The organism is Rhizobium rosettiformans (genome assembly GCF_016806065.1).
Taxonomy (GTDB): Bacteria; Pseudomonadota; Alphaproteobacteria; order Rhizobiales; family Rhizobiaceae; genus Allorhizobium.
On the sequence record NZ_CP032405.1, the window covers coordinates 1,365,258 to 1,377,857 of the forward strand.

Consider the following 12,600-nt stretch of genomic DNA (forward strand, 5'->3'; position numbering starts at 1 on the left):
CGAAGTCGGGTGGATCAAGCCTCGAACCCGCAGCATTCTGGCCCGGCAGAGCCGCTTTTCCGCGCGGCAGACGGACCTGTCCTGCCGCTTTCGTTCAGCTTGGGCATGGATCGTGGTCATGCGCATGACGGAGGCGTTCGAAGACGGCGGATGGCGGCAAGGACGGCCCGCACCATCGGGCCGGTGACGGCGACCTCGGCCAACTGGAAGGTAATGGCGCGGGCGTGGCGGACGACGCGGGCGCCGATCTTGATCAGCTTGAGTTGCAGGCTGGTCAACGACCAGTCCGCCATGGCCTCGGGCAGTTCGATGCAGCGCAGGAAGGTTGCCAGGTTGTAGGCCAGCGCGTGCAGTTGCAGCCGCACCTCGTTGTGCCGGAACTTCCGGCATGACAGCCGCGTCCAGCGAAAGGCATATTTGCCTTCCTTGATGTGCTGCTCTGCGGTGCCGCGCTGGTTGTAGAACCTCACCACCCAGTCTGGCTCCATCGGCAGGTTGGTGACGATGAAGCCGACTTTGGGGAACAGCTCGCCCGGATGCCATTCGATCTTGGCGATGACGCGGCGCGGCTTGTCCCAGGACGCCGCCTGATACTCGAAGTCCTCGAAGAACCGTTTGACCTTGGTCAGCGAAGGCCGTCCCACGGGCCGTGTCAGCCGATGCGCGATCTTCTCGCGCAAGACGGCGTTGGCGGGCAGACGGATGGCGTAGAAGAACCTGGCTTCTTCCAGCCGCATATAGATCGCGGGGATCGCGTAGGCAGCGTCGGCCCGGAAGAAGCGTCCACCAAGGTCGCGGCCAGCATATCGGGCAATGACGGGATCAAGGACATCCCGCCAGCCATCGGCGCTGTGGACATTGCCGTTACGCAGGGCGCAGCGCTCCAGCATGCCAAACTGGTTGAACAAGAAGATGGGGTGATAGCAGGTGCAGTCGAAATGCCCGTTCCAGGCAGCACCTTCCTGATCGCCGTGGGTGGGGCTGACCGAGCTGTCCATGTCCAGCACGATGTATTTCAACCCGTTGCGGTCATGAAACCGGTCGATCCATTGGCCGTTCAGATCGGCCAGCGCCGCCCGGTTCGCGGCCAGAGCCAGCGTCTCGGTCTCGAACCGTCCCATCTGCGATGCCGAAGCAGCTTGCGCCTCGACGGCCCTGCCGCCAACGACCTGACGCATCACGGGATCGAGGGCCAAGCGGTCGGCATCGTTCACATCCTCGTATCCGGCCAGTCGTCCGAACACCGATTGCCGGAACAATCCGTCAAGCCGATGGAGCGTGTTCTTCCCGGTGCGGCTGTCTCGCAGCGCCTCCGACGCCAGATTGGACAGGCCGAGCACGTCATCAAGCTCGCGCATCACCAGCAGGCCACCGTCTGAACTGATCTGCGCACCACGGAACTCCAGACGCACACGGCGGTCGAAATCAACCCGATCTCCCCGCGCCAAGCCCGCACCCTCCAGGTGATCCATGAAACGCGCCCCTCGCAGCCGTCAACGCCATGATTTATATGCGAAATATCACGATTACGACAGCGAAATCAGCGACTTACTTGGAGAATGTGGGTAGAAATATTCACGACAAACTACGACCTATTGATTGAATCCGCCTTTTCATGGCGATGAAAAATTGATTGTCTGGCATGGGCTTCACGGTCCTGTGCCAATTTTGATCCATATCCGGCCCTGCGGGTCGGGGAAGGCAACACCCGCTGCCCGGCGGGAAGCACCCTGTTGAACAAGGAAGTTAATGCCATGCCGATCAGTCTTGCCGCCGCTGCACAGACCTACCGCGAAGCCGCGCGCGATGCGGTGCGCCGCCATTCGACCTTCCACCTGGTACAGGCGGCGCTGCTGGTCGTCGCGGGGATCGTCGCCATCGTCTTCCCGGCCTTTTCTTCGGCTGCTGCCGTCGTGGTGTTCGGCTGGCTGCTGATCGCCAGCGGCATCATTCAGGCCATCGGCCTGATCAGCGCACGCCATGCGCCGAACTTCTGGCTGCAGATCATCTCGGCCATACTTGGTGTGTTGCTGGGCATTCTGCTCTTGCGCAACATCGCGCAGGGGATGCTGCTGCTGTCGCTTCTGCTGATCATCTTCTTCATGATCGAGGGGATGTCGAAGGTTGTCTTCGCATTGACGATCCGTCCCTTGCCCAACTGGCTTTGGGTTTTTGCCAGCGGGGTGCTCTCGGTCGTGCTGTCGCTTGTGCTTTTTGCCGCGATGCCGGTCACTGCGCTGTGGCTGATCGGGCTGATGCTGGGGCTCGACCTCATCGCCATTGGCGCGGCCCTTGGTGCGATGGCGTGGAGGCTTCGCGGGCAAGCGGTGCCCGCCGCCTGATCCCCTAGGGCGCCCGGCTTCGGGCGCCATTTTCTTGCAATGAATTGACTGAAAGGCGCCGAAATGGCCAGCAACCCGAAATCGCAGACGCGAAAAACCCTTCCCATCGACCTCGCCTTGCAGGGGGGCGGTTCGCATGGGGCGTTTACATGGGGCGTTCTGGACCGCATCCTCGAGGAAGACTGGTTCGAGATCGATGGCATTTCCGGCACCTCGGCCGGCGCCATGAACGCGGCAATCCTGGCGGCCGGCATGGCCACCGGCGGGCGGCAGACCGCGCGTGAGATGCTGACCGCCTTCTGGCGCCGGACGGCCGATGCCGCGCGCTTCAGCCCGTTCAAGCGCGGGCCGCTGGAGGTCCTGACGGGCAAATGGACGCTGGACAACTCGCCCGCCTTCATCGCCATGGATCTGATGGCGCGGCTGATCTCGCCCTATTCGCTGGGTGGGGCGGCAGGGAACCCGCTGCGCGACATCCTGACAGACCTGATCGATTTCGACGCGCTGGCGACCGGGCCGGTCAAGCTGTTCATCACGGCAACCAATGTGCACACCGGGCAAGGCAGGGTGTTCCGCAAGCATGAGGTGACGGCCGATGTGCTGCTCGCCTCGGCCTGCCTGCCATCGATGTTCCAGGCCATCGAGATCGACGGCGTGCCCTATTGGGACGGCGGCTATGCGGGCAACCCGACGATGACGCCGCTCGTGCGTGAATGTGAAAGCCTCGATACCGTTCTGGTGCAGATCAACCCGGTCGAGCGGCGCGAGACGCCGCGCACCGCGCGCGAGATCGCAAGCCGCCTGAACGAGATCTCTTTCAACGCCCAGCTACTGAAAGAGTTGCGGATGATGGCGCTGCTGCGCCGTGTCATCGACCCCGGCAATGGCGAGGCGCGGTACTGGAAAGAGATGCGCCTGCATCGCATCACCTCGGACATCATGGTGGACCTTGGACATTCCTCGAAGCTGAATGCCGAATGGGACTTCCTGAAGATGCTCTTCGACGAAGGGCGCCGCGCCGCCGAGGATTTCGGCCGCACCCATATTCAGGACATCGGGGTGCGTTCGACCTTCGATATCGACGCGCTGGCGGATGAGCTCTGACATGCTGGGTCTGCTGGGTATTCTGTTGGGCCTTGCCCTGATCATGGTGCTTGCGTTCCGCAGTTGGACAATCCTGCTGCTGGCGCCTTTGGCTGCTGCGGTGGCGGCGCTTTTTTCCGGTCAGCCGATGCTGGCGCACTGGACGCAGACCTTCATGCCTGCGGCGGCGGGGTTTGTGGCGCAGTTCTTTCCGCTTTTCCTGCTGGGCGCATTGTTCGGCAAGCTGATGGACGACAGCGGATCGGTTTCAGCGATCGCCGATTACATGACGCGCCGGCTCGGCCCCTCGCGGGCGATCCTTGCCGTGGTGGCTGCGGGCGCGATGGTCACCTATGGCGGTGTCAGCCTGTTTGTGGCGTTCTTCGTTCTGGCGCCAATGGGGCAGGCGCTGTTCAAGGCGGGAAGCGTGCCGCGCAGGCTGCTTCCGGCGGCACTCGCGCTTGGAACCTCGACCTTCACCATGTCGGCCATGCCGGGAACGCCTGCGATCCAGAACGCGATTCCGATGCCGTTCTTTGGTACCACCCCCTTTGCCGCACCTGGGCTTGGCATCATAGCCAGCATCATCATGGCGGCCATCGGCCTGGGCTGGCTTTCCTTCCGCGAACGTCAGGCCAAGGCGCGGGGCGAGGGTTATGGCGCGGCCGAAAAAGGCTCCGCCGTCTCGCGCGAGCTGGCCAGCACCGCACGCGAGTTTGACCCTGCCGAGATCAGCCGCGCCGGATCCTGGGGCGGGCGGCCACCGATCGGCCTGGCCATTCTGCCGCTGGTTCTGGTTGTCGTGGTCAACCTGATCCTGACGCAGTTCGTGCTGCCCAGCATGGATTTCGATTTCCTCTCGCAGCCCGCATGGGGCGAAACCACCCTGTCGGCTGTCGGCGGGGTCTGGTCGGTGGCGCTTGCGCTTCTGGTCGCCTGCATCGTGCTGGTTGCCATGAACCGGCGCCGCTTTCGCAATCTGCGCGAAAGCATCGACTCGGGCGCGACGGCCGCAGTACTTCCGATCATGAGCGTGGCAAGCCTTGTGGGGTTCGGCGCGGTCGTGGCGGCCCTGCCTGCGTTCGAGATGGTGCGGGACTGGGTTCTGGGCATCGGAGGCGGGCCGCTCGTGTCACTGGCGGTAGCGACGAACATCCTTGCCGCGTTGACCGGATCGGCTTCGGGCGGGATGACCATTGCGCTGCAGGCCCTTGGCCCCACCTTCATGCAGATCGCGTCAGACACAGGGCTGGACCCTGCGCTGATGCACCGGGTGGCCGTGATCGCCTCGGGTACGCTGGACAGCTTGCCGCATAATGGCGCGGTGGTCACGATGCTTGCGGTCTGTGGCTGCACGCATCGCGAAAGCTATCTGGACATCGTCATGGCCGCCATTGTCAGCGCGCTTGTTGCCCTTGTGGCCGTGATCGTGCTTGGCACAGCCTTCGGTTCCTTCTAACCCGGGGTCGGAACAAGATTTGCTAAAAATCGTACGCTAAGGCCGAACGGAGCGTGAACTCTCGTCCCGGACTCGCATGATGGTCTGACGACTGGTCCCGAATTTCCGGGCGATGGCGGAAACGCTCAGTTCGTTTGCCAGATCCTCCCGCACATCCTGCTTCTGTTCCTCGCTGAGTGTCGATGGCCTTCCGAGGGTTTTGCCTTCGGACTTCGCGCGCCTGAGGCCGGATTGGGTGCGTTCGATAAGCAGATCCCGTTCAAATTGCGCGACGGCGTTGAGGACCTGCATGGTCATCGTGCCGGAGGAACTTGTGAGATCGGCACCACCCAGGGCGAGACAGTAGACCTTCACGCCCATTTCCGAGAGCGTCTTGACGGTGGTGCTGACATCGATGGCGTCACGACCGAGCCGATCAAGCTTGGTGACAATGAGAACGTCGCCGGATTCCAGCCGGTCCATGAGTTTGGAAAAGCCACGGCGCTGCGCGATTGCCGTGCTGCTGGAAACTGTCTCGGTGACGATCCGGCGCGGCTCGACCTGAAAGCCGGCGGCCTCAATTTCCTGAATCTGGTTTTCGGTGGTCTGGCCGGTCGTGGAGACGCGGACATAGGGGCTCCGTGGGCATTTCTGCAATAATACCCGCTAAGGGAAAGCGAAGTTGTTTGGATTGAAACGGTTAGCGCGGATCGGCCTGAAGCGTTCGAGGGGTCGGTCAATTTCGTTCCAGAGATAGTCGCCGGTGAGTGCGATATGAGCCCAGGGAAGTGGTGCGACTTGGGAGAGCAGCTCGGCGGGAATATCGATGCCCTGGGTGCGGACATAATCGACGGCGCGGCTGAGATAGACGGTGTTCCACAGGATAATGGCGTTGACGACGAGGTTGAGACCTGACGCCCGATAGGCCATGGTTTCCGCCACGCGGTTGCGCAGCTCGCCAAGCTGGTGGAGGAAGACCGCCCGGGCAAGGGCGTGACGGCTTTCACCCTTGTTGAGGATGGCATGCGATCTGCGCCGGAGCTTGGTGTCGAGCAACCAGTCGCAGATGAAGATCGAGCGTTCAATCCGGCCCATTTCGCGTAGCGCCTGATTGAGCCGATTTTGCCGAGGCGATGCGGCAAGCTTCTTGAGGATGACGGACGGCGGCACGAGGCCCGCGCCAATCGATGACTTCAGCCGCAAGACCTCATCCCAGTGCTGCTCGATGACATCCATGTTGACGGCTCCCGAGATCAGCGCCCCGAGCGGGTCGTACGCCGCGTCGGGATCGATGACGAAGAGCCTGCGATTGCCGAGATTGCGGATACGAGGAATGAGCCTATAGCCGAAGCCATGGAACATAGCGAATGTCGTTTCGGTCGCGCCGGCGGTATCGGTTGCATGCTCATGGATTTCGACGGAGCTTTCGTTGTGAAGGAGGCCGTCGAGCACGTAGGGCGCTTCGCTCTCGGACGCCTGGATCATCCGGGAGAAGAAGGAGGCGAAACGATTGGACAGGAAGCCATAGACCGAAGCACCTGGTCTTTTGCCGTATTTTGCATTGTATTCGAGGCTGGCTTCACCGCGCCCGCCTGCCGGAAAGAACTGCCCGTCCGAGGAGGAGATATGACCGTCGCCCCAGACCGCGGCGAAGGGATGAGCCTGCTGCGCATCGACCAGCACGGCGGTCGCCGTAGCATAGGTTTCCGAGCGCAGATGCCTATCTACCATCAGCATCATCTGGTGGATCGTGACGCCGCGTGAGCTTTCCGCCATGCGTTCAGCACCGGCGTTGGTGGCGTCGGCAAGGATAGCGGCCATCAGCGCCGGCTCGTCGTTCGCCGTCTCGCCGGTGCGATAGTGTGTGAAGCTGTCAAGGAACCTGGTCCAGCTGTGGACCTCGGCAAGCAGGCTGGTGATCCTGATCCGGGGAACGAGGATGTAAAGACGCCGGCTGAGCGCGACGATCCCGTCACGCTCCTCCTCGCGGATCGGGGAGACCGACAAACCCTTGTCGGAAATAGCCGCATCCGGAATGGCGTTGGCGGCCGCCGCCCTTGCCAGCTCTTTGAGTTTCGCGTCGAGCGTGGCGGTGCGTTCGGCTCGCCATTCGGCAAAGCTGTCAGGGATGGCAAGCCCGAGCCGGCCTTCGGCGCGCATCAGGGCAAAGATCGGTCGAGGCAGAAGATAATCCTCGAAACTGCGCCATGCTCGGCTGCCATCAACCCATATGTCACCGGCCCGCAGGCGCTCCCGAAGGTGAACGAGTACCGCCACTTCCCAAGCCCGAAGGTCGATGGTGACACCGTCCGAGCGCACACGTCGCCGCCACTTGCGGGTCATGAACGCGAACGGCACCTGCGCGGGTAGTTTCCTGCCACTGTAGAGCGCACGCAGATGATCCACTGCCTTCAAAACCGGATCATCGGGACGAAACGACCGGAAAGAGAACGCGCCGAACATGAGCCTGCCCAGCTTTCGCAGCGATTTGTGCCGCTCTATGAGCTCATCGAATTCGTCGCTGCGATCGGGGCGCACGACGGACCTGGCTGCGGCCACGCTGGCGGTCAATCCGTCCCAGCCGAGTGAGACTGCAATTGCGGATGCGAGATCGGTGTTGTTCTCACGGGCGGCCAGAAGCGCCTCGCCAAGCTTGAGATGATCGAGCGCCACCCCATCAAGAATCTCGGCTTCTTTCAGCCGGCGTTCTGTGCGGCTCAGTTCAGCCTTGCGCCGGGTGCTGCCGATCAGTTTGCAGAACATGTCGATCGCAAGGTCGGTGATTGCCGCCTGCCTCTCGATGACGAACGCCGTCAGCGTGGCGTAGCGGCGCTCGGATGTAAGGCGTCGTATCTCACGGGCATGCAGAATGCGGGCGTCCCGGGCGATGAGGGGTCGTTTGCGGGAGGGGGCGGAATCCTACGCTAAGGCTTTGGCCAACGATATTCTCCGGTAAGGTTGATGTGCTCCCATCCGAGGGGCGAGACATGGGCCAGCAGATCGGGCAATAGCAATTTTCCCTCGCGTTTCTGGTTGGCGACGACTTCGCCCAGCTTCATGGTGTTCCAGAAGATGATGATCGCAGCGAGCAGGTTCATGCCGGCGATCCGGTAATGCTGGCCTTCGGCGGAACGGTCGCGGATTTCACCCCGGCGATGGAAGCTGATTGCCCGCTTCAGCGCATGATGCGCTTCGCTCTTGTTGAGCCCGATCTGGGCGCGGCGTTGCAGATCGGCGTCCAGAATCCAGTCGATCATGAACAGGGTTCGCTCGACGCGGCCGACCTCGCGCAAAGCCGTGGCAAGTTCGTTCTGCCGCGGATAGGAGGCGAGCTTGCGCAGTATCTGGCTGGGCGCGATGCTTCCGGCCGCAATAGTGGCGGCGATGCGCAGGATGTCGGGCCAGTTGCGCTCGATCATGGCCTGGTTGATCTTGCCGCCGATTAAGGCCCGCAAGTGCGCCGGGGCGGCCGATGGATTGAACGCATAGAGTCGCTTGGACGGCAGATCCCGGATGCGAGGGGCAAACCGGTAGCCGAGAATGGCGCATGCGGCAAAGACGTGATCGGTGAAGCCGCCCGTGTCGGTGAACTGCTCGCGGATATGGCGGCCAGCGTCATTCATGAGCAGGCCGTCGAGGATATAGGGGGCTTCGCTCGCCGTTGCAGGTATCACCTGGGTCGCGAACGCCGCATATTGGTCGGAGACGTGGCTATAGGCTTTCAGGCCCGGGGTATTGCCGTACTTCGCGTTGACCAGGTTCATGGCTTCGCCCTGCTCTGTGGCGGCGAAGAACTGGCCGTCGCTCGAAGCCGAAGTGCCCATGCCCCAGAACTGGGCCATGGGTAACGCTGCCTGCGCCTCGACCACCATGGCCAGCGCCCGGTCGTACGCTTCGCCTTCGACATGCCACCGTCCAATGCGGATCAACTCCCAGAAGGTGTGAGTGTTGGTGGCGTCCGCCATTTTGCGCAGGCCGAGATTGATCCCCTCAGCCAAGATAACGTTCATAAGCCCGATCCGGTCGGCGCAGGGGGCGCCCGTGCGTAAATGGGTGAAAGCTTCGCAGAAGCCGGTCGCAGCATCCGCTTCCAGTAAAAGATCGGTGATGCGTGTGGGCGCTATCTGCTTGTAGAGATCGAGCACCAGGTCCTCGGCGCCGTCGGGTGCGGCGGCTTCGAGCTTGTCGATATGCAGGACGCCGCTTTCGATCGACCCGCCGGGAATCGTGCCCGTGCGCGCGGCACGGCCAAGCTCTCTCAAACGGATGTCGAGGCGCGCTTGCCGGTCTGCCAGCCATTCCTCCGGCCGCAACGGCACGGCAAGACGGCCGCTTTCCGCCGCGGCCTGCGCCGGAACGAGTGCGTGTTTCAGATCAGCATAGATGGGCTAATCGGCTTCGTGCCCCATCTCATCCGCCCGGAAGAATGAGCCGCACTTTACTGCCGATGATACAAGTGACTTGTCGGAAACCAGCCACAACCATCATGCGGAGGAGCGCAGCCATGAAACATTATGCAGGCCTCGATGTCTCGGTCAAAGAAACCAGCGTCTGTATCGTCGATGAAAGCGGGAAACTATGCCGCGAACGGAAGGTGCCATCTCATCCGGAGGACCTTGTAGCGATCCTGAGCGATCCGGCATTCAGCCTTGAGAGGGTAGGCGTTGAAGCTGGCCCCCTGTCCCAATGGCTGTTTGAAGGATTGGCAAAAGCTGGCTTGCCCGTCTTCTGTATCGAGACGCGGCACACCAAAGCTTTCCTTGATGCTCTTCAGCAGAACAAGAGCGACAGGAACGACGCGCGTGGCATCGCCCACATGATGCGAGTCGGCCTGTTCAAGGACGTACATGTGAAGACGCTCACCAGCCAGAAGCGTCGTGCCTTGCTAACGGCCCGGTCGTTGCTGCAGGAAAAGGCGATCGACCTAGAGAACGAGATGCGCGGGCTTCTGCGCAACTTCGGACTGAAGGTCGGCCATGTCTCTGGCGGCATGTTCGAGAGAAGGATACTCGAACTTGTCGAACACGACGCGGAACTGGCGGAAATCATGGAGCCACTGCTCGCCGGACGGCGAAAATTGCGCGAAGGTCTTGCCAAACTTGAAAAGAGGGTCCTAGCCGAAGCGAAGCAGGATGAGGTTTGCAGGCGATTGATGACGGTGCCTGGCGTTGGACCGATCGTCTCGCTCGCCTTTGTCTCGACGATAGATATCCCCAGCAGGTTTCGTCATTCTCGCTCAGTCGGAGCGATATTAGGACTTACGCCCGTACTGAAACAATCCGGTGAAATGAGCCGGGTCGGGCACGTTTCTCTGCGCGGGGATGCCATGATGCGAAAGCTGCTTTATGAAGCCGCCCAGTCGATGATGACGCGCGTGGTGAAATGGTGCTGGTTGAAGGCATGGGCCATGAACATTGCCAAGCGGCATGGCAGCAAGAAGGCCAAAGTGGCATTGGCCCGCCGTCTCGCTGTCGTCATGCACCGCATATGGGTGGATGGCTCGGAGTTTCGCTGGACGAGGGAGGACAATGCCTCAACCGGAGCGGCATGACGGTCAGCCATAGAGGCGGGCGAGAGACAGAGAACCAGGGTTCCGCGTAGCGGCGGAAGACGTCCTTCGCGGACGATGGTGATATGAGTTCGTGGCGGCGTTTATTCCGGTGAACTGTCATCAGGATGCAGCATAGATTGGACCACATCATCTACTGGACCCCATCGTGGGAGGGCTAGATGCCTATCCCGGAGAGAAGCGAGGGCCGCGAAAAGACGTGGAACGCTGCGGTTAGAATGGTACCCCTTTGAGTAACGAGGATTCCGCCCAGAGACCTCGTAGCCGTGTTGGCTGAGGGTTGAGAGTCAAAAGCACGGGTCGCATTCGACATAGGCGCGGTAACGCGGATGCTCAAGAAGCGCCATACCTCCTAAGATCGCCCCAAGCCAAATTGCAACCAGAGCGGATAGCAACAGCGTAATCAGCACCAACAAGCGCCGGCGGTATCCAGTGCGATAAACGAAAATAGAACCGATAGCTGCAAAAACTGCTATCAAAACCGGGAGCCAGAGGACAGCAAAATACATCTCGATCATAAGGACGACAGGAGTGCCTTCGCGAAACTGCATAATGCCTCGTTTGATAATCGGTCTATTCTTGCTGACTCTAATCCACGATGTGGACAAGTGCATCGAGGTGGGTTCGGATACAAGTCTTCCGATGTGCAATCAATAGAAGCTCATCGAAGCTTGACTTTGGCCCGCCGATTAGAGAAGCGCCGGGATCTGGCCAGCCAGACATCCCCGGATCGGAAGGCATCGCGCAGATGGAACAGCACCGCGATCTCCCAGAGGCGAGTGTCGCCAGCCGCCTGGGCACGAAGATGACGATGCCATTTCGAACTCGGCCGCAGGAAGCCGGTATGTGCACCATCGTTCAAACCGTTGCGTAGGACCATCACGGCTTCCAGCAGCGGCATTGCGACCGGCGCAGCCCGAAGATCAAGCAAACGCAACATCCGCGGGGAATAGCGACGGAAGCGATGATACCCGTCGAGCACATGATTGAGCGGATCGTCGGCCATGGTGGCGGTCAGCCTGGTTGCCACTGCAACAAGGGTTTTGAAGCCATCCCAACCCGAACCGCTCGCGATGACGGTTTCCAGCGGCTGGCCGTCATCCTGTGCATCGACCAGGGCACCGCCAATTTCGGCGAAGGATTTCAAGGTGTCGCGCACCGCGTTCGCTTCATCCGCGACCTTCGCCTGGCAAATGCGCTCCGAAGCACGGTAGAGCCTGCCGACGATCCGGTCATGGGTCTCGACCACGGCGTCGGCAAGCATCGCCTGCCATTCTGATGCGCACACGGCCAGAATCGCAAGCCGCCTGTCCTCCGGGAGATCACGCATGCCGTCGGCATAATACCGCTCGCCCTGCCTGCGCAGACGTGTCACCCGATGGGCAGGAACACTGGCCAGCAGATCCTCGGGAAGATCAACACGTTGCAGGTATTCTAGCCGATCGAGCAGCCGGTTGGCCGACGCAGAGTTCGAGCCAGGCTCAAACTGCCGCAGCCACACGAAGCGGGTCACCCGATCGTCCGCCGTCTCCTCGAGCAATGCCAGTAACTGTTCCCGGATCGGCATGGACAACCGGCTGGCGATCCTCGTCTCGGTCCGCCGCTCGGCGTCGACCAGGGCCGTGGCGCAAAGCCGCTCGATCGTCGATGTCGCAGGAAGGACCGTGCGAGTTCGACGGCACTCGATCACGAAGCGACGGGCGATATCCTCGTTCGACACCGCCATCTCGGCTTCTCGGAACAGCCAATCCTTCAGCTCGCGCGCACCACGTCCCGAAAAGGTGCGGTATCCGTAGAGCGCCCGCAACTCGGAAAGATGCTCGTGCCGCGTCTCCTCGCGAGCGGCATAGTCAACGAGATCGTCGGCATTCAAGCCGAGTTGCGCTCCGATGAACTCGACGACCTCCGCCGGAATCAGCTCGCCCGGAGCCAGCACCCGACCAGGATAGCGTAGGACGCATAATTGCAAGGCGAAGCCGAACCTGTTGTGCGGGCGGCGACGCTGCCCGATATGCCCGAGATCCTCGTCACTCAGCGTATAGTGTTTGAGCAAGTCCGCCTGCGAGGTCGGCAGGTGCAACAGCGCGTCCTTCTGCCGATCGGTTAGAGTGACGCGACGTGGCATCGATGTTCCTTTTTCAAAATTTGATGATGTTCAAGATGCTTTG

Annotated in this window: 8 protein-coding genes and 2 pseudogenes; 4 read left to right on the forward strand and 6 right to left on the reverse strand. The window is 61.4% G+C overall.

Annotation, left to right across the window (positions count from 1 at the left end; translation table 11 throughout):
* Nucleotides 1-116 precede the first annotated feature (116 nt).
* Nucleotides 117-1,472: an IS1380-like element ISPme1 family transposase gene (locus D4A92_RS06465; protein WP_012112698.1), complete on the reverse strand. Its 1,356-nt coding sequence runs from the start codon at nucleotides 1,470-1,472 to the stop codon at nucleotides 117-119.
* 282 nt (nucleotides 1,473-1,754) lie between these two features.
* Between D4A92_RS06465 and D4A92_RS06470 the strand changes: the two genes are divergently transcribed.
* From D4A92_RS06470 to D4A92_RS06480, 3 genes are all read left to right on the forward strand, one after another.
* Complete coding sequence (locus tag D4A92_RS06470; RefSeq protein WP_035715069.1) at nucleotides 1,755-2,342, forward strand: HdeD family acid-resistance protein; 588 nt, start codon at nucleotides 1,755-1,757, stop codon at nucleotides 2,340-2,342.
* 63 nt (nucleotides 2,343-2,405) lie between these two features.
* A complete protein-coding gene (locus D4A92_RS06475) occupies nucleotides 2,406-3,446 on the forward strand; it encodes a patatin-like phospholipase family protein (protein WP_035715050.1) in 1,041 nt (346 codons plus the stop codon).
* A 4-nt stretch (nucleotides 3,447-3,450) separates the two neighbouring features.
* A complete protein-coding gene (locus D4A92_RS06480; RefSeq protein ID WP_035715066.1) occupies nucleotides 3,451-4,884 on the forward strand; it encodes a GntP family permease in 1,434 nt (477 codons plus the stop codon).
* A 36-nt stretch (nucleotides 4,885-4,920) separates the two neighbouring features.
* Here the strand turns inward: D4A92_RS06480 and D4A92_RS06485 are convergent, their stop codons facing one another.
* The 3 genes and pseudogenes from D4A92_RS06485 to D4A92_RS06495 all read right to left on the reverse strand — a co-directional run.
* Nucleotides 4,921-5,520 carry a recombinase family protein gene (locus tag D4A92_RS06485; protein WP_136543144.1) on the reverse strand — a complete coding sequence of 200 codons (600 nt, stop codon included), beginning with the start codon at nucleotides 5,518-5,520 and terminating at the stop codon, nucleotides 4,921-4,923.
* Nucleotides 5,521-5,529: 9 nt separating this feature from the next.
* Nucleotides 5,530-7,752: a Tn3 family transposase gene (locus D4A92_RS06490; protein ID WP_432445034.1), complete on the reverse strand. Its 2,223-nt coding sequence runs from the start codon at nucleotides 7,750-7,752 to the stop codon at nucleotides 5,530-5,532.
* Between the two features lie 35 nt (nucleotides 7,753-7,787).
* Nucleotides 7,788-9,245, reverse strand: a pseudogene (locus D4A92_RS06495) (Tn3 family transposase); the annotation flags it as partial.
* Between the two features lie 122 nt (nucleotides 9,246-9,367).
* On the opposite strand from D4A92_RS06495, the gene D4A92_RS06500 reads away from it, so the two are divergent.
* Entirely contained in the window at nucleotides 9,368-10,414 is a 1,047-nt protein-coding gene (locus D4A92_RS06500) for an IS110 family transposase (RefSeq protein WP_203018844.1), read from the forward strand.
* 305 nt (nucleotides 10,415-10,719) lie between these two features.
* Here D4A92_RS06500 and D4A92_RS06505 read toward each other — a convergent pair whose 3' ends face one another.
* Both D4A92_RS06505 and D4A92_RS06510 read right to left on the reverse strand, forming a co-directional pair.
* Complete coding sequence (locus tag D4A92_RS06505; protein WP_203018846.1) at nucleotides 10,720-10,983, reverse strand: hypothetical protein; 264 nt, start codon at nucleotides 10,981-10,983, stop codon at nucleotides 10,720-10,722.
* A gap of 137 nt (nucleotides 10,984-11,120) precedes the next feature.
* Nucleotides 11,121-12,557 (reverse strand): annotated as a pseudogene (locus D4A92_RS06510) (DUF4158 domain-containing protein); the annotation flags it as partial.
* Nucleotides 12,558-12,600: the final 43 nt, after the last annotated feature.